This window comes from Sphingobium sp. TomTYG73 (genome assembly GCF_055394245.1).
In genome coordinates this window covers 1,705,175-1,721,710 of the sequence record NZ_AP027339.1, presented here as the reverse complement: position 1 = coordinate 1,721,710, position 16,536 = coordinate 1,705,175, and the positions used below count along the sequence as shown (strand labels likewise).

General features: G+C 64.0%; 19 protein-coding genes. 6 read left to right on the top strand and 13 right to left on the bottom strand.

Annotated elements, in window-relative coordinates:
- The first annotated feature begins 4 nt into the window (after window positions 1-4).
- The 4 genes from ACZ5TH_RS08715 (at window position 5) to ACZ5TH_RS08700 (ending at window position 4,206) form a co-directional block, all read left to right on the top strand.
- Entirely contained in the window at window positions 5-1,222 is a 1,218-nt protein-coding gene (locus tag ACZ5TH_RS08715) for an argininosuccinate synthase (protein ID WP_449473889.1), read from the top strand.
- A gap of 194 nt (window positions 1,223-1,416) precedes the next feature.
- Entirely contained in the window at window positions 1,417-2,073 is a 657-nt protein-coding gene (locus ACZ5TH_RS08710; RefSeq protein WP_464793634.1) for an EF-hand domain-containing protein, read from the top strand.
- A 70-nt stretch (window positions 2,074-2,143) separates the two neighbouring features.
- On the top strand, window positions 2,144-2,863 hold the full coding sequence (locus ACZ5TH_RS08705) for a response regulator (RefSeq protein WP_464771161.1): 720 nt from the start codon (window positions 2,144-2,146) through the stop codon (window positions 2,861-2,863).
- Entirely contained in the window at window positions 2,860-4,206 is a 1,347-nt protein-coding gene (locus ACZ5TH_RS08700) for a sensor histidine kinase (RefSeq protein ID WP_464793633.1), read from the top strand. The genes ACZ5TH_RS08705 and ACZ5TH_RS08700 overlap by 4 nt, the downstream gene beginning before the upstream one ends.
- Before the next feature lie 169 nt (window positions 4,207-4,375).
- Here ACZ5TH_RS08700 and ACZ5TH_RS08695 read toward each other — a convergent pair whose 3' ends face one another.
- The 13 genes from ACZ5TH_RS08695 to flgB all read right to left on the bottom strand — a co-directional run bounded on the left by ACZ5TH_RS08695 (window position 4,376) and on the right by flgB (window position 15,079).
- Window positions 4,376-5,428 carry a flagellar motor protein MotB gene (locus ACZ5TH_RS08695; protein WP_460986501.1) on the bottom strand — a complete coding sequence of 351 codons (1,053 nt, stop codon included), beginning with the start codon at window positions 5,426-5,428 and terminating at the stop codon, window positions 4,376-4,378.
- A gap of 3 nt (window positions 5,429-5,431) precedes the next feature.
- On the bottom strand, window positions 5,432-6,295 hold the full coding sequence (gene motA / locus ACZ5TH_RS08690; RefSeq protein WP_460986500.1) for a flagellar motor stator protein MotA: 864 nt from the start codon (window positions 6,293-6,295) through the stop codon (window positions 5,432-5,434).
- A 277-nt stretch (window positions 6,296-6,572) separates the two neighbouring features.
- Window positions 6,573-7,418, bottom strand: coding sequence for a flagellin (locus tag ACZ5TH_RS08685; RefSeq protein ID WP_464793632.1), 846 nt, complete (start codon window positions 7,416-7,418; stop codon window positions 6,573-6,575).
- 12 nt (window positions 7,419-7,430) lie between these two features.
- On the bottom strand, window positions 7,431-8,765 hold the full coding sequence (gene flgK, locus ACZ5TH_RS08680; protein WP_464793631.1) for a flagellar hook-associated protein FlgK: 1,335 nt from the start codon (window positions 8,763-8,765) through the stop codon (window positions 7,431-7,433).
- Window positions 8,762-9,076: a rod-binding protein gene (locus ACZ5TH_RS08675; protein ID WP_460986498.1), complete on the bottom strand. Its 315-nt coding sequence runs from the start codon at window positions 9,074-9,076 to the stop codon at window positions 8,762-8,764. The genes flgK and ACZ5TH_RS08675 overlap by 4 nt, the downstream gene beginning before the upstream one ends.
- Window positions 9,076-10,206, bottom strand: a complete 1,131-nt coding sequence (locus ACZ5TH_RS08670) for a flagellar basal body P-ring protein FlgI (RefSeq protein ID WP_449473871.1) — start codon at window positions 10,204-10,206, stop codon at window positions 9,076-9,078. The genes ACZ5TH_RS08675 and ACZ5TH_RS08670 overlap by 1 nt, the downstream gene beginning before the upstream one ends.
- Window positions 10,206-10,820 carry a flagellar basal body L-ring protein FlgH gene (locus tag ACZ5TH_RS08665; RefSeq protein ID WP_464793630.1) on the bottom strand — a complete coding sequence of 205 codons (615 nt, stop codon included), beginning with the start codon at window positions 10,818-10,820 and terminating at the stop codon, window positions 10,206-10,208. Before ACZ5TH_RS08665 ends, ACZ5TH_RS08670 begins: the two co-directional genes overlap by 1 nt.
- 173 nt (window positions 10,821-10,993) lie before the next feature.
- Window positions 10,994-11,782, bottom strand: a complete 789-nt coding sequence (gene flgG / locus ACZ5TH_RS08660; RefSeq protein ID WP_449473868.1) for a flagellar basal-body rod protein FlgG — start codon at window positions 11,780-11,782, stop codon at window positions 10,994-10,996.
- 70 nt (window positions 11,783-11,852) lie between these two features.
- Complete coding sequence (locus ACZ5TH_RS08655; RefSeq protein ID WP_464793629.1) at window positions 11,853-12,596, bottom strand: flagellar basal body rod protein FlgF; 744 nt, start codon at window positions 12,594-12,596, stop codon at window positions 11,853-11,855.
- Window positions 12,597-12,732: 136 nt separating this feature from the next.
- On the bottom strand, window positions 12,733-13,596 hold the full coding sequence (locus tag ACZ5TH_RS08650) for a flagellar hook-basal body complex protein (protein ID WP_449473864.1): 864 nt from the start codon (window positions 13,594-13,596) through the stop codon (window positions 12,733-12,735).
- A gap of 42 nt (window positions 13,597-13,638) precedes the next feature.
- Complete coding sequence (locus tag ACZ5TH_RS08645) at window positions 13,639-14,298, bottom strand: flagellar hook assembly protein FlgD (RefSeq protein WP_464793628.1); 660 nt, start codon at window positions 14,296-14,298, stop codon at window positions 13,639-13,641.
- Window positions 14,295-14,705: a flagellar basal body rod protein FlgC gene (gene flgC / locus ACZ5TH_RS08640; protein ID WP_449473860.1), complete on the bottom strand. Its 411-nt coding sequence runs from the start codon at window positions 14,703-14,705 to the stop codon at window positions 14,295-14,297. The genes ACZ5TH_RS08645 and flgC overlap by 4 nt, the downstream gene beginning before the upstream one ends.
- 2 nt (window positions 14,706-14,707) lie before the next feature.
- Entirely contained in the window at window positions 14,708-15,079 is a 372-nt protein-coding gene (flgB, locus tag ACZ5TH_RS08635) for a flagellar basal body rod protein FlgB (protein ID WP_464793627.1), read from the bottom strand.
- Between the two features lie 261 nt (window positions 15,080-15,340).
- Between flgB and ACZ5TH_RS08630 the strand changes: the two genes are divergently transcribed.
- Both ACZ5TH_RS08630 and ACZ5TH_RS08625 read left to right on the top strand, forming a co-directional pair.
- A complete protein-coding gene (locus ACZ5TH_RS08630; protein WP_464793626.1) occupies window positions 15,341-16,009 on the top strand; it encodes a MotA/TolQ/ExbB proton channel family protein in 669 nt (222 codons plus the stop codon).
- Window positions 16,009-16,500 (top strand): flagellar motor protein MotB, encoded by a 492-nt coding sequence (locus ACZ5TH_RS08625; protein ID WP_464793625.1) that lies wholly within the window; start codon window positions 16,009-16,011, stop codon window positions 16,498-16,500. Before ACZ5TH_RS08630 ends, ACZ5TH_RS08625 begins: the two co-directional genes overlap by 1 nt.
- Window positions 16,501-16,536: the final 36 nt, after the last annotated feature.

Genomic DNA, 16,536 nt, shown 5'->3' with positions numbered 1-16,536 from the left:
ACCCATGTCCGATAAGATCAACCGCATTGTCCTTGCCTTCTCGGGAGGGCTCGACACCAGCGTGATCCTGAAATGGTTGCAGCAGACCTACCAGTGTGAGGTCGTGACCTTTACCGCCGATCTGGGGCAGGGCGAGGAGCTGGAGCCTGCGCGGCAGAAGGCCAAGCTGATGGGCGTCAAGGATGAGCATATCTTCATCGACGACCTGCGTGAAGAGTTTGTGAAGGACTATGTCTTCCCGATGATGCGCGGGAACGCGATGTATGAGGGGCTGTATCTGCTGGGCACGTCGATCGCCCGCCCGCTGATCGCCAAGCGGCAGATCGAGATTGCGAAGATGGTCGGCGCGGATGCCGTCAGCCATGGCGCGACCGGCAAGGGCAATGATCAGGTGCGGTTCGAGCTGGGCTATTATGCGCTGTCGCCCGACATCAAGGTCATCGCGCCCTGGCGGGAATGGGATTTGGCCAGCCGCACCAAGCTAATCGAGTTCGCGGAGCAGCATCAGATTCCGATTCCGCGCGACAAGCGTGGCGAAAGCCCGTTTTCGACCGATGCGAACATGCTGCACACCTCCTCCGAGGGCAAGGTGCTGGAAGATCCGTGGGAAGAAGTGCCGGACTATGTCTTCTCGCGTACGGTGAACCCGGAGGACGCGCCCGACGCGCCGGAATATATCACGGTCGATTTCGAGCGTGGCGACGGCGTCGCGATCAACGGCGTGGGCATGAGCCCGGCGACTTTGCTGGAAACGTTGAACGAATATGGCCGCAAGCATGGCATCGGTCGGCTCGATCTGGTCGAGAACCGCTTCGTTGGTATGAAGTCGCGCGGCATGTACGAAACGCCGGGCGGCACCATCTATCACCTTGCCCATCGCGGTATCGAGCAGCTGACGCTGGATCGCGGTGCGGCGCATCTGAAGGATGAGCTGGCGCCCAAATATGCCGAGCTGATCTATAACGGCTTCTGGTTCTCGCCCGAGCGCGAGATGTTGCAGGCCGCGATTGACCATAGCCAGGAGAAGGTGACGGGGACGGTTCGGCTGAAGCTCTATAAGGGCGGCGTTCAGGTCGTGGGGCGGAAATCGCCTTATTCGCTCTACAGCGAGAAGGTTGTCACGTTCGAGGATGATGCGGGCGCCTATGATCAGCGCGATGCGGCGGGCTTTATCAAGCTGAATGCGCTGCGTCTGCGGCTGTTGGGGCGGCGGGACGGCTGATCGGGGTGAGGTAGCGCCTCGCCTCCTGAGATCCCAGCTTGCGCTGGGATGACGGGGGTGGGGGGAGGCTCGCCCTCGTTACATATTGCGACAATTTAGCCCGTGACATGACAAGTTTGCGGGACAAGTCTTCCTCATAAGGGGTTTCAGGAGCGGCGATGGCCGTTCGTGACCCCTTGGAAGGAAGAGACGAGATGATTCGCAAATTTTTGGGCACCGCTGCTGTCGGCGCGCTGTTCGTTGGCGGGCTGGCCGCCTCGCATCTGGCGCTGGCGCAGCCGGGCGATGCTGGTCCGGGCGGCCGTCATGGCAGCATGATGGCGATGGCCGACGCGAACAAGGACGGGAAGATCAGCAAGGCTGAACTGACCGCAGCGCTTGATGCGCGGTTCGCGAAGATGGACGCCAATCACGACGGCAAGCTGACAAAGGAAGATCGGGAGATCAGCCGTCAGGCGCGGCTGGACCAGCGCTTTGCCGCGTTGGACACCGACCGCAACGGGCAGATCAGCAAGGCCGAGTTCGCCGCCGGGCATCAGGGCCGCTGGGGTCGCGGGGATGGCAATCGCGAGGGGCGTGACGGGCGGGAAGGCCACCGCTTTGGCGGGCGCGGCCATCATGGCTTTGACGGCGGCATGATGTTTCATGGGCGTGGCGGCCGGGGTGGCGAGGCGATGAAGGACGGCGTTCTGACGCGTGCCGAGTTCATGGCCCGGCCGCTCGCGATGTTCGACAAGGCGGACAGCAACAAGGACGGCTTTGTGACGGCGGATGAAATGAAGGCCGCGCGTCAGGCGATGCGTAAAGCCTGGCAGGCCCGCCGTGGTGCGGAGGCCGCGCCGAAGAACTGATCATAGGGGAAGGGTGGGGGATGCGTCCTTCACCCTTCCAAGCTGCTGATAGTCGTGACAGATATTGCCCATGAGTGAAAAACCCCATCTGCTGCTCGTCGATGACGAGCGTTCGATCCGCGAGCCGCTGGCGCAATATCTGTCGCGCAACGGATTCCGTGTGACTGCCGTCGAAAGCGCGGCGGAGGCGCGGGTGCGGCTCAATGCCAATGCGATCGACCTTGTGATCCTGGACATCATGATGCCGGGCGAGGATGGGCTGTCGCTGTGCCGCCATATTCGCGAGACGAGCGAGATTCCCGTCATCCTGCTGACCGCCAAGTCGGAAGAGACCGACCGGATCGTCGGGCTGGAGATGGGGGCGGACGATTATGTGCTGAAGCCCTTTTCCCCGCGCGAACTGGTGGCGCGGATCAAGGTGATCTTTCGCCGCGTGGCGACGGGTGGCCAGCGGGTCACGGCGCCTGATGGGGCGACCTATGCCTTTGCGGGCTGGCTGCTCAAGACGCAGGAGCGGGTGCTGGTGGATCAGGAAGGCGTGGCGCTGCCGCTATCGACCGCCGAATATAATCTGATGATGGCCTTTGCGACGCGGCCCAATCAGGTGCTGAGCCGCGACCAGTTGCTCGACATCACGCAGGGGCGGGAGGCCAATGCGTTCGACCGGGCGATCGACAATCAGATCAGTCGGTTGCGCAAGAAGATCGAGCCTGACCCCAAGAATCCGACGCTGATCAAGACGGTGTGGGGCGGCGGCTATACGCTGTCCGCCGATGTGAGGAAGCTGTGAGGCGCTTTCGCCTTTGGCCGCAGAGCCTGGTCGGGCAGATCATCGTCCTGGTGGCAATCGCGCTGTTCGTGGCGCAGGCGATCAATTTCGGGCTGCTGCTGCGGGAGCGCAATCGGCTGACGCTGACGGCGCAGACGGCGCCGGGGGTTTACCGCATCGTCGATGCGCTGGACAGCCGGGGCGAGGCACCCACGCGCAATCGGCCGCCGAGGGCGCGCTTCTTCGATGCTCCGCCGACGTTGACGGGCGAGCGGCGGCCGGAGGTCGAGCGGCGCGCGCTGGCGATGTTCGCGGATGTGGGGCTGCCCGTGCGATCGGTGCGCGTGGTTGAGCAGGACCGGCCGCCGCCGATGCGCCGGATGGACAATATCAGGATGCGCGCCATGGGCGACATGCGGGGTGAGCCGCGCGGCGGGCGGCTGACGATGGCGGCCGAATATGCGCCCGGACAATGGGTCGTGACCCAGACGCGGGCGGGCAACCGGGCGCCGCGCTTTGGCGGGTGGCTCGTGGGGCAGACGCTCATTCTGTATGTGATCGTGCTGTTGCCGCTGCTGTGGGTCGGGCGACGGCTGGCGCGGCCTTTGGGGCAGTTGACGCGGTCGGCGCAGCAGTTTGCGCGCACGGGATCGGCCGATGCGGTGGAAGAGCGTGGGCCGGGCGATGTGCGGGAGCTGACCACCGCGTTCAACGCGATGCGCGGCCGGATCTTTGCGATGCTGGATGAAAAGGACCGGATGCTCGGCGCGATCGGCCATGATTTGCGCACGCCGCTGGCGTCGCTGCGGGTGCGGACGGAGTCGGTGGAGGATGAGGGCGAGCGGGCGCGCATGTCGCAGACCATCGACGAGATGAATCGGATGCTGGAGGATATCCTTTCACTGGCGCGGGCGGGACGGAGCACGGAGGCGGCTCAGAAGGTTGATCTTTCCGCGCTGGCCGATGCGGTGGTGGAGGATTTCATTGAGCTGGGATCGCCTGCGGAGATGGCGGATAGCGCGCGGGCGGTGGCTTCGGTCCGGCCGCAGCAGATCAGACGGGCGCTGCGCAATTTGATCGAGAATGCGATCGTTTATGGCGAGCGGGCGCATGTGTCCGTGGTGCGCGAGGATGGCGCGATCCGGATCGTCGTGGCGGATGATGGGCCGGGTATCAGCGAGGATCGGATGGAGGAGATGATGGAGCCGTTTACGCGGCTGGAGGGATCGCGGAACCGGGAGACTGGCGGGGCTGGGCTGGGACTGGCGTTGGTGCGGGCTATCATGGCGGAGCATGGGGGCGCGCTTAGGCTGGCGAACCGGGTTGGCGGTGGGCTGGAGGCGAGTTTGGTGTTGCCGGTTTGAGCGGGGATGGTGGCAGATACGAATTCCCCTCCCGCAGGCGGGGGGGCTAGGGGTGGGCGCGAGCGCAGCGAGCTTTCGGGCTAGCCGTTAAAAACAAGTCCGGCGTTGCGCTGGCCCACCCCCAACCCCTCCCGCCTGCGGGAGGGGAGCAGATTCGCAATCCGATCGCTCAGTGCTTGCCCGGCTTGCTAGACGTCCCGGGCGCGGTTGGGTTGAGCAACTGGACCCCGCTAGGCAATCCGGTGCCGCCCATGTCGATCCTGGTCACCTCTTCGCGCGCTATCCGGGCCGGGTTGTCGCGTTCCTTGATGGCGGCCTTGGTCGCCTCGTCTGGCGCCTCGTCGTCGCTGCTGTCGCTGCCACGGGTCCAGCCGAGGATGATCGACATGCGGCGGTTGCGTGGGTCGTAGACATTGCCTTTGGCAAAGGGCTCGCGGTCGGCGACGCCTTCGATGCGGGCGAAGCGGTCGTTGCCGATGCCGCTCGCCGCCAGCGTCTTGCGCGTGGCTTCGGCGCGGGCGGACGATAGCATCCAGTTGTTCATGCTCTGGCCCGAGCTATAGGGCAGGCCATCGGTATGGCCGCGCACGATCAGCGGGTTGGGCATGCCGCGCACGACGCCTGCTACTTCGCTGACGAGATCACGCGCCTGCGGCAGTAGATTGTCGGTGCCCATGGCGAACATCGCGAAATTGGATTCATCGATCAGGTCGATGCGCAGCCCCTCGCGGGTTTCGGTGAAGCGGACGTTGCGGCGCAGCTTGTCCATGCCCTTCTTGCGGGCCATGCGCGCTTCCAGTTCCTTCTTCACCGCCTCGAACTTGGCGCGGTCGGCGGCGCGGGTGGCCTTGCCGCCCTGATCCTTGGTGCCGGTCGCGTCGCGCGGGATGGTGATGGCAAGGTTGCCCTGACCGCCGGTCGTGGGATAATTTTCCTTGCTGACCATGCTATCGCCGCCGAACAGGCCGCTCGACCCGGCCGAGGACATTTTCAGTTCGACCAGCGTCGGCGTGAAATAGTCGGCGAGGCCCTTGCGCTGCTTTTCCGTGGTCGCGCCCAGCAGCCACATCAGCAGGAAGAAGGCCATCATCGCCGTCACGAAGTCGGCATAGGCGACTTTCCATGCGCCGCCATGATGGCCGCCATGACCATCGACGATGATCTTCTTGACGATGATTGGCCGGGGTTCGGGCTCGTTCCCGCCGCGCTTCTTTTCGGCCATGGCTTATTTGCCCCGCATGCCGTCGAACACTTCGGCGAAGGCCGGCTGGTTCGCATGGGTGAGGCTGGAGCGCGCCGCTTCGATGACGAGCGGCTGGGGGTGGCCATGGAGCGAGGCGATGATGATCTGCTTGACGACATGGTACATGGAGCCATCCGCCTCGATCACCGCGCGGCAGCGATTGGCGAAGGGACCGACCATGCCATAGGCGAGCAACACGCCGAGGAAGGTGCCGACGAGCGCCGAACCGATCATGCCGCCAAGGATTGCTGGGGGCTGGTCGATCGATCCCATGGTCTTCACGACGCCCAGAACCGCCGCGACGATGCCGAGAGCGGGGAGGGCGTCGGCCAGCCCCTGAAGATTGTCGGCGGGCTTTAGAGCTTCGTGGTGGTGCGTTTTGAGCGCGTTATCCATGACCTCTTCGACCGCATGCGGATCGAGCGTACCCGAGGACACGACCACCAGACGCAGCGTGTCGCTCATCAGGTGGATCAGCGTCTTGTCAGCCATCAGGCGGGGATATTCGGAGAAAATCGTCGAGCTGGCAGGGTCCTCGATATGCGGCTCCAGCGCCACCGGGCCTTCGACGCGCAGCGTCTTCATCAGGCGCGAGACGAGGAAGATGCAGTCGAGAAAATCCTGCTTCTTATATTTGGGGCCTTTGAACACCTTGCCAACGCCGCCGCCCAGCGCCTTCAGGTCCGCGCCCGAATTGCCGATGATCAGCGCGCCGACAGCGGCGCCGCCGATGATGAGCATTTCATGGGGCAGGGCGTGGAGAACGGGACCGATGTCGCCACCCGTGAAGATGAAGCCGCCAAATACCATGACGAGCAGCACGACCAGGCCAATGAGTGCGAACATGAGTACCCCTGAAAAATTCTGCCCGCTGGGCTTTTACCCGACGACGCAAGATGCGCTTTCGTCAGATGGTTAACGCCCAATGGTTAGCGGGAGGTTTAGGATGGCGGATTTTTTCGGCCGTTCTCGTTCTTTCCCGTCATCCCAGCGGAGGCTGGGATCTCGTCGGCGTGGTGCGTCCTCTCCTGAGATCCCAGCTTTCGCTGGGATGACGGAGTGAGGGGGAACGGCGGAGTAAGAAGGGGCGACGCGTAAGAGGGGAGCGCCGCAGCCTGAAAACTTAGCGGATCAGGTCGAACAGTGTCTGCTGGTTGATGCGTGCGAAGGCGGACTGAGCGGCTTCGAGCTGCAGCAGCTTGCTCTTCACGGAGGAGATGACTTCGGAAAGGTCGGTCGATTCGAGGCCCTGACGGCGTTCCTTCAGGTCCAGATCGACGCTGGTCAGCCGGTTGCCGGTCACGTCCAGCCGGTCGCTACGGACGCCTTGCTTCGCCTGTTCGATGGTGACGTGGCTCTGCCCCGCCTTGATCGCGGACAGCGCCGATTGGAGGTCAGCGTCGGTGCCGCCCTGCAAGGCGGTGAGCGCCTGGCCCAATATGTCGTCCAGCGTCATGGGCGTTCCGCCGACGTCGATCCCTTCCGAAACCTCCTGCCGGGTGCCGACCACTGCCAGATTGAGCCCGCGGCTCACGGGAACCAGTACGCTCTGCGTGTCGTCGAATACCGGCACGCCCTGATAGTCGGTCTGATTAAGCAGCGAGCCGATGGCCTCGCGAATGCCCTTCACATCTTCAAAGATCGCGGTGCGCTGCGCGTCGTTGAGCGATCCGTTGCGGGCAGAGGTCACCAGTTCCTGCGCGCTGATGAGCAGGGTGTTGATTTCGTCCAGATTAGATTCGGCGTTGGCCGCGCGGCCGGTGCCATAGCTGACATTGGCCTGCCAGGCCGATTGCTGTGCCTGCTCCTTGCCGATTTCGGACACCTGCACCCAAGCCAGGGAATTGTCCGATGGCTTGTTCAGTGTGATGCCGGTCGAAATGGCGGTCTGCCCTTCGATGATGCCCTGAGACAATGTCTGCTGACGACGGATTTCGGCGATCAGCGTCTTGTTGGTGATGCCTACCATGGGTCAGCCCTTTCAAATGATCTGCAGAATGGCGTCGACAGTTTCCTTCGCGATCTGAAGGATTTTCGCCGAGCCGGAATAGGCCTGCTGCAACCGGAGCAGTTCGGCCGCTTCCATGTCGAGATCGACGCCGCTGACCGCTTCGCGCGCGGCGATCGCCTGATCACTGCGGCCCTGAGCGGTTGTCTGTTCGGCCTTGATGGAGGAGAGCAAATTCGCCTGCGTCGCGATGATCGACGTCCACCCCTGTTCGACGCTGCCATTGCCGCGCAGGACGGTGCCCGCGTCCAGCAAGTTGCCGTTGAGCCTTCCGTCCGTCGATTTGGTCGCCAGCGCCGTGGGATCGGTGATCAGCGCGGTGACGCTCGCCGCTGTCGTGCCGGAGAGGAGCGCTGCGCCCGCCACGTTCGCGTCAGTACGGCCCTGCGCGTGCCAGTTGTTCACGTCCGTCACGAACTGCTGCGCCAGCGTGTCCAGGCTGGTGCGGCGCTGCGCCGTTATGTCGGCCGAGGAAAAGAGGCCGCCGAGCGTCCCGTTGGAGGGTGCGGGCAGTGCCGTGCCGCCAGCGGTGGCTAGCGCCAGGGTGCCATTGGCATTGACGGTCAGCGCCAGCGCCGTCGCATTGTCGCCCTGCACGATCGTCGTGCCATTATAGTTGATCGTCGCCACGTCATGCGCGCCGAAGCTGATGTCGACATTGAGATTGGCCGACAGCGTGTTCAGCGCCGCGTCGCGGCCGTCCAGCAACTGCGCATAGGCCGATGTCCCGGGCTGCGCGCGAAGCAGGCTGTTGTTGATGCCCGCCAGCTGCGACAGCGACCGGTTGATGGTTTCGACCGACGCGGTCGCTTCGGTGGCGATGCCGCTGGATACCTGCGACAGGTCGGCCGAAGTGCGCTGGAATGCTTCGGCGACGCGATTGATGCTGTCGAGCGTGGTGACGCGGAGCGATCGGTCGCTGGGGCTGGCGGCGAGCTTGTCGATATTCTGGTACATGCCCGTCATCAGCTTACCGATGCCGGTATCCGTGTCGTTGAGCGCGCCTTCCAGATCGGTCATCCAGCGCAGCCGCGCCGTAGAACTGCTAAGCGCCATCCCGCTGGAGCGGACGGCGGCATCCAGATAGGGATCGGCGGCGCGGGCGACGCCCGATACTTCGGTGCCGCCGAAATTGGCGCGGGCGATATAGGTCGCCATCGTCGCCGTGGACGAACCGGACTCGACGGTCGTCAGCGACCGGCGCGAATAGCCTTCCGTGCTGGCGTTCGCGATATTTTCCGAAATCGCGGCCATCGCCTGGCGGTAGGCTTTCGTGCCCGAGGCACCGATGATGAAGAGGTCGCTCATGCACCCTTATCCGGTGTTACCGGAGCGGCGGGGGCTTTCGGCATGCGGCTTTCATATTGGCGCAGCAGCATTTCCGCGATGCCGAGTGCGCCCTTTTCCGCCATCGTGTCGGCGGTGCGCGCGTCGGACATGTCGCGAAACTGTTCGGTGGCGCTCGAATCGAAGATGCCTTCGCCGCCGCCTGACTGGCGCATGGTGCCGATCATCTGGCGCAGGAAGATTGCCTCGAACTGCTTGGCGGTCTTCTCCAGCTGCGCCTTTTCGGGCGACGCGGTGGGCTGAACCCCTTTGGAAATCGCGTTTATCTGCATCACAACACCACCAGTTCAGCCTTCATCGCGCCTGCCTGCTTCAAGGCTTCGAGGATCGCGACCATGTCTGCGGGAGAGGCTCCAATGGCATTCACCGCTTTCACTATATCGGCCAGCGATGCTCCACCTTTAAAATTAATCATCGGTTTCTTTTCCTGATCGATCGAAATCGAGCTGGAAGGCTCCATCGCGGTGCGCCCTTGCGAGAAGGGTGCGGGCTGGACGATGCGCGGGCTTTCGTTGACGCTGACGGTCAATTTGCCATGCGCGACGGCGGCCGGATGGATCCTGACCGCGCCGTTTATGACGACGGTGCCAGTGCGGGCGTTGACGATGACCTTGGCGGGTGCGTCGGCGGGCTTGACCTCGATATTCTCGATCATGCCCATCATCATGATGCGGTCGGTCGCGCCGGGGGCTGCGTCGATGTTCACCGAGACGGCGTCGGTCGCACGGGCGCGGTTGTCGCCAAAGGTGCGGTTGATGCCGTCCGCCACGCGCAGGGCGGTGGTAAGGTCGGCTTCGGCGAGGTTGAAGGTGAGGGTGGGCGCCGTGTCGAAGCCCGTCGCGACTGCGCGCTCGACCGTTGCACCGCCGGGAATGCGGCCAGCCGAGGGGATGTTGACGGATACCTGGCTGCCATCCGCGCCGGATACGCCAAGGCCGCCGACGGCAAGGTTGCCCTGCGACATGGCGTAGATTTCGTTATCCGCGCCGCGCAGGGGCGTCATGATGAGCGTGCCGCCGCGTAGCGACTTGGCCTTGCCCAGCGCGGAGACGGTGACGTCGAGACGCTGGCCGGGCTTGGCGAAGGCGGGAAGGTCTGCGGTCACCAGCACGGCGGCTGCGTTTTTGAGCGAGGGGTTGATGCCCTGCGGCAGCGTCAGGCCGAAGCGCGAGACCATGCCCTTCACGCCCTGCGTCGCATAATCGAGGCTGTCGTCGCCCGTGCCCGCGAGGCCGACGACGATGCCGTAGCCGGTCAGCTGGTTGGGGCGGACGCCCTGGAACGTGCCGAGATCCTTGATGCGTTCGGCATGAGCCGGAACGGTCACCAGACTGGCGAGGGCCAAGCCGGTCGCGATCAGAAGATATTGGAACAGGCGGGTCATGGCTCTGCCGGTCTCCATCAGAAGGGGCTGATCATCGAGAAGAAGCGTTGCAGCCAGCCCTGACGGCTCGCGCGGGCGATTTCGCCCTTGCCGGTGTAGATGATCTTGGCGTCGGCCACGCGCGTGGACGCGATGCGGTTGTCGGGCGTGATGTCCGCCTGACGGACGAGGCCGCTGATCTGGATATACTCGTCGCCGCGATTGAGCGTCAGCGCCTTTTCACCCTTCACCAGCATCGTGCCGTTGGGATAGACCGCCGCGATCGTCACGGTGATTTCGCCGTTCAACGCATTGGACTGGGTCGCATTGCCCTTGCCCGTGAAGCCCTGATCGCCGCTTGCCGCGATGTCGCTGGCGGAGAAGAGCTTGGAGAGGGGGCCGGTGCTCGGTGGCGTCAGGCCGATGCTGCCGCTGCGGCTGGTGTCGGCCGAATTTGTCTTGGTCGCCTGCGTGCGTTCGACCAGCACGATGGTGATAATGTCGCCGACGCTCTGCGCCCGCGCGCCGCTGGTAAGCGGGGTGTAGCCCATCGACGCCTGGAAGATCGAGCCGTTGGCCACCGGGACGGCAGGGGCGGCAACGATGGTGGGGGCAAAAAATTGCCGCTCGGCATCGCGCTTTTTGCCGGCCATTGCCGGGGTGGTGGCAAGGGCGGTTGCCGTGAGGAATAAAACAGCCGTTCGGGCTGTTCGAACGAGCCGCTTGTCTCGTTCGAATGTCGAAGCCCTTCCCTTTCTTTTTGAAGAAGTGAAGCCCTTCGACAAGCTCAGGGCGAACGGTGTGTGGGGGGAAGTCATCAGTCCGCTCACAGCTGCTGATTGACGTACTGGAGCATTTCGTCCGTCGCCTTGATCATCTTGCTGTTCACCTCATAGGCGCGCTGCGTTTCGATCATGTCGACCAATTCCTCGACGACATTGACGTTCGAGGTTTCAAGGTTGCCCGAGCGGATCATGCCGCGACCATCGAGGCCAGCGACGCCGACTTGCGGGGTGCCGCTGGCGGCGCTTTCAGTCAGCAGGTTGCCGCCGATCGGCTGGAGGCCCGCCGGGTTCATGAAGCTGGCAAGTTCGACCTGACCAAGCTGGGTCGGTTCGGTCTGGCCCTGAAGCGTCGCGGTGACGGTGCCGTCATTGCCGATGGTGATGCCGGTCGCGCCCTGCGGCACGGTGATCTGCGGGATGAGGGGCAGGCCGTCGCTGGTGACGATCGCGCCTTCCGCCGTGGTGCTGAAATTGCCCGCGCGGGTATAGGCGGTGGTGCCATCCGGGCGCTGGACCTGGAAGAAGCCGGAGCCTTCGATCGCCATGTCGAGCGCGTTGCCGGTTTGCTGCAACGTGCCCTGCGTGTTGATCTTGCTGGTGCCCTGCATCGCGACACCGGAGCCGAGGTTGAGGCCGGTCGCGAATTTGTTTTCGCTGTCCGAATTGGCGCCTGCGGCCACCATCTGCTGGTAGGCGAGCGTTTCGAAATCGGCGCGGTCGCGCTTGAAGGCGGTCGTGTTGACGTTCGCCAGGTTGTTCGCGATCACGCGCATCTTCGTGTTCTGCGCGTCGAGGCCGGTGCGGGCGACGTGAAGGGCTGCGTTGGTCATGGTCTAACTCCGTGATGCCGTCAGGCTTGCCCAATGGCTATGCTCAACGAAAAGCAAGGTTCGTGCCAAATTAACCATCAAGCCGCATGAGAGACGCGCCGCCGTCGTCGAGCTGCTTGGCGGTGTCGATCAGTTTCACCTGCGTTTCCCACGCCCGGCTGGCTTCGATCATGTCGACCAGTGCTGAGGTCGCGTTGACGTTGGAGCCTTCGATCGAACCGCCGGTAACGGTCGCCAGCGGATCGGTCGGCAGGACGCCGCCATTGGTTTCGCGGAAAAGGCCGTCCGTGCCCTTGGCGATGCTGGAGCCGACTGCGCGGACGAGCTTCAGCCCATCGACACGCTGCGGGTTTGCCGGGTCGCCGCCCTGCGGCACGCCCCAGATGCTGCCATCCTGCGAGATGGAGACGCTGTCCATCTGCGGCAAGGTGATGGGGCCGCCTTCGCCCAGGACGGGAAGGCCGTCGCCGGTCGTGAGGAGGCCGCTGTCGGAGACCTTAAGGTCGCCCCGGCGCGTATAGGCTTCGCTGCCGTCCGCGGCCTGAACGGCGAGCAGTGCATCGCCGTTCATGGCCACGTCCAGCGGATTGCCGGTTTCGACGACCGCGCCCTGCGCCATGTCGGACGCGATCACCTGTTCGGACGCCTGCGCCCGCGTTTCGAAACCATCGCCCTTGATCCAGCGCGTCTCTGCATTGGCGATCTCGGCGCGGAAGCCAACCGTGTTGACGTTCGCGAGGTTGTTGGAGATCGACGCCTGCCGCGCCATCGCGCCGCGCATTGCGGTGAGTGCCGTGTTGACGAGCCGGTCCATGGGTGAATCCTGTTTCTAGCGAGATCAGCTTTGATGCCGTCATCCCCGCGGAGGCGGGGATCCATCTCCTGAACGCGGCGCTTGGTGCTACGCCTGGAGAAGGTTTCCCGCCTCCGCGGGAATGACGGTTTAGGTTTTAGGTGCGCATGTTCACGATGGTGGTCGACAGCGTGTTGGCCGCTTCGATCGCCTTCGAGTTCGCCTGGAAGTTGCGCTGGGCCGAGATCAGGGCGACCAGTTCTTCCGTGATGTCCACGTTGGCGCGTTCGAGAGCGCCCGAGCGAACCGAGCCGTAAAGGCCGCTATTGCCGGTGCCGAAGCGCGGCGCGCCGCTGGCCGAGGTAGAGGTCCAGTGCGCGTCGCCCTGCTGACGCAGGCCGTCCTGGCTGTTGAACGCCGCCATGGCGGTGGTGCCGAGATAGACGGTGGAACCATCGGCATAGACGCCGGAGATTTGCCCGTCCTTGCCCACGCCGACGCTGTTCAGCTGATTACCGGTGCCGCCAGCGGGCCAGTTGGTGGGAACCTGAAGGTCGGCGAGGTCGGCTGAAGTCAGGGTGCCAGCGGCAAGGCCGGCTGCGATGGCCGCGCTGGGCTGGCCAGTCGTGGGATCGACGGGGATGACCTGAACGCGTGCGCCCGTGGTATCGACCACGTAGCGGTCTTCGGTCAGGGACAGGGCGCCGTTACGCGTGAAGCTGACCTGGCTGTCGCCGGTGCGCTTGACGGTGAAGAAGCCTTCGCCGGTGATGGCGAGGTCCAGCGTCTTGTCCGTGCCCTCGATCGTGCCTTGCGTGAACTGCTGGGTGATGCCCTGCACGCGCGCACCCTGACCAGCGACCTGCGTGGTCGTCTGCATCGGCGCGGCGGCGAAGATGTCGCCGAACACGGCCTTGCTCTTCTTGAAAGCGGTGGAGTTCACGTTCGACACATTGTTGGCGATGGTGGCCAGATCGGTCTGTGCGGCCTTCAGGCCGGAAAGCGAGATGTAGAAGGACATGGCGTTACTCCTTGGGTGAAAAGGATTTGGTGGGTGATAAGGTTAGGAGAGTGAAATGGCGTCTGACGGGCTGTAGCTGCCCAATGCGGTGATGAGTTTTGAGGCGCTGCCGTCAGCGGGTGACTGGACGGCGGCGATGGTGGCCCAGCTGGCGACACGCGACGGCGAAGCGCCATTCACGCGAATCTTGAGGGCGTCGGTGGCAACCCTGTTTCCGGCTTCGTCCTTGCCGTCCCAGTAGAAATTGACGTCGCCTGCAGATCGGTTGCCAAGGTCGATGGTCTTCAGCACATTGCCGTTGCCGTCCATCAGGTCGACGCTCGCGCCGCTGGTTGCGTCGGCGAACGTGACCTGGCCGATATACTGGCCAGCGGCATCAGGCGCGACGATGTTGCTTTGGACCAGCATTGACTTGCCGATCCAGCTGGCGGCATCGCCCAGGCGCGAACCGGTCAGCTGCGAGGCGAGGCCCTTCAGCGTCTGGTTCATTTCCGCGATGCCGCTGGAGTTGGTGATGGTCGCCATCTGGGCCACCATCTGCGCGTTATCCATCGGCGCGAACGGGTCCTGCGTCTGCATCTGGGCGGTGAGCAGGCGCAGGAAATCCGCCTGGCCCATCTCCGCCTTGCCGGTGCCGACATTCTTGTAGGGGTTATAGGCCGACAGCCCTGCGCTGTCGGTGACGGTCGAGGTCGTGCTCATTTGCCGATCCTTATGGTTTCGAGCATCAGCGACTTGGCGGTGTTCAGCACCTGCACGTTGTTCTGATACATGCGGGCGGTTTCGATCATGTCGACGAGCTCCGCGCTGCTATCCACGGCCGATTCCCAGACGTCGCCATTCTTGTCGGCGAGCGGGTGATTGGGGTCGTGGCGCTTGGTCGGCTTGGCGTCGGTGGTGAGGACGCTGGCGACCTTCACCGTGGACACGCCGGGCTTGTCGGTGACCGATTCAAAAACGGGCTTGATGGCGCGATAGGCGGACGCCTCGCTGCCGGTTACGTTGCCCGCGTTCGCCATGTTGGAGGCGGTCGCGTTCAGGCGGACCAGCTGCGCGCTCATGGCGCGGCCGGCGATGTCGAAGACGTTCATGGGGCCAGAGCCGCTCATGCTCATTCTCCCTTCAGGGCGCGAGTGACGGTGTTGATGCGGCCCTCAAGGAAGGAGAGGGTCGTGCGATATTTGACGGCGTTTTCGGCGAACAGCGTCTGTTCGGTGCTGAGTTCGACGGTGTTGCCGTCGAGGCTGGGCTGAAGCGGGACGCGATAGCCCATGCTGTCATCGACCGCTTTGCCGACATCCGCGATTGAGCTGCCCTGCTGGCGCGTCGTCGCTTCCTTCAGCGCTGACTCGAAATCGATGTCGCGCGCCTTGTAACCGGGGGTCGAGGCATTCGCGATGTTGGACGCGAGCAGGGACAGGCGTTGCGAGCGAAGCGCCAGCGCCTTTCCATGTATCCCGAACAGTCCGTCTTCCAGCGACATTTCCGTCTTTCCGTCTTTTTGCCCCGAGGGGCCTAAAAGTTGCGGGTCATCCGCCGTTCTGAAGCCTGAAGGCGTGAACCGCGGGTGATCCGAACGGGTATTCGCAAGAGCCGTGCCAATTTGCGTGGGTGACGCATCGGCAATGGCGAGAATGGCGGAAATCCGTGGGTTCGGGTGAAAGAGACGGCAGGGGCGGCAGGATTTTGCCGGTCTCTGGCAAGACTTTGCCGCAGGTGATCCGGGTGAATGGGGGATTGGTTGATGTTCGGGATTTTGGCGCAACTCTTCGATCCCGTGACGCTGATCATCATGATTGCGGGCGTGGGCGCGGTGGCGCTGTTTCAGAATGGTGGCCCGGCGATTGGGCGAGGGTTCGCGGCATTGGTGCCGCTGCTGCGCGCCGATCCGGACAAGGATCAGGCGACGGCGCGAGCGGCATTGCTGAAGATCGATCAGGTTGCGCAGCTGCGCGGCCTTGCCTGCACCGACCGGGTGAAGACGGCCAATCCCTTCCTGGCTGAAGCGGCGCGCCGCCTAGCCAACAGTGAAAAGACCGAGCAGTTCGAGATTTGGGCGGCGCAGGCGCTGGCCGACCGGGCGCGTCGTCATGGCGGTGCGCGCAACGTATGGCTATCGATCGCCGATGCCGCGCCTGCACTTGGCATGGCGGGCACCATATTGGGCCTGATCGGCATGTTCGCGGCGATGGATGACCCAGCGGCGCTGGGTCCGTCCATGGCGCTGGCGCTGCTGACGACGCTATATGGCGTGGTGATTGCCAATGTCATTGCCGCTCCCATAGCGAGCCGTCTTGCCGACCTGTCGGAGCGTGAGTTGGCATGGCAGAAGGAAGCGGTCACCCGCATGGTCGCCATCGCCCGGCGCGAAAATGTGACGACGCTGCGGGCGTCCATCCGCGAGGTTGCGTGATGACCGCTGCCGCATCGCAAGCCCGGCGCAATCGGTGGGCGGTGAGTTTCGCCGATCTGTTGTTGTTGTTGCTCGGCTTCTTCATCTTGCTTCAGGCGAGCGGGCAGAAGCGCGATGCCATGCTGGCGCAGGTGCGTCAGCAATTTGGCGGGCGCGCGGTTGCCAAGGATATGGAATTGCGCGCGGCGGAGCTGTTCCTGCCGGACGAGGCTTTGTTGTCCGATCGGGGCAGGGCGGCGCTCGCCAGGGTTGGCGCTGGCTTGCGGCGAGGAACGGGCAGGATCGACGTCAGCAGCATCGGCACCGATCCAGCGCGGCGGCGGTTCGATCCATGGGATCTGGCTGCGGCACGACTGGGCGCCGTGGCGCGCGAGTTGAAGGCGCAAGGGCTGGGTGACGATCGGCTGCGAATCCGGGGCCTTGATCAGATGGATGGCGGCACGGGCAAGGGGCAGGTGATCCGCATCGGTGAAGCTGCCGGGCGGCGTTAACGACTTGTTAGCCATGTCGGATGCTTAATGCGTGGC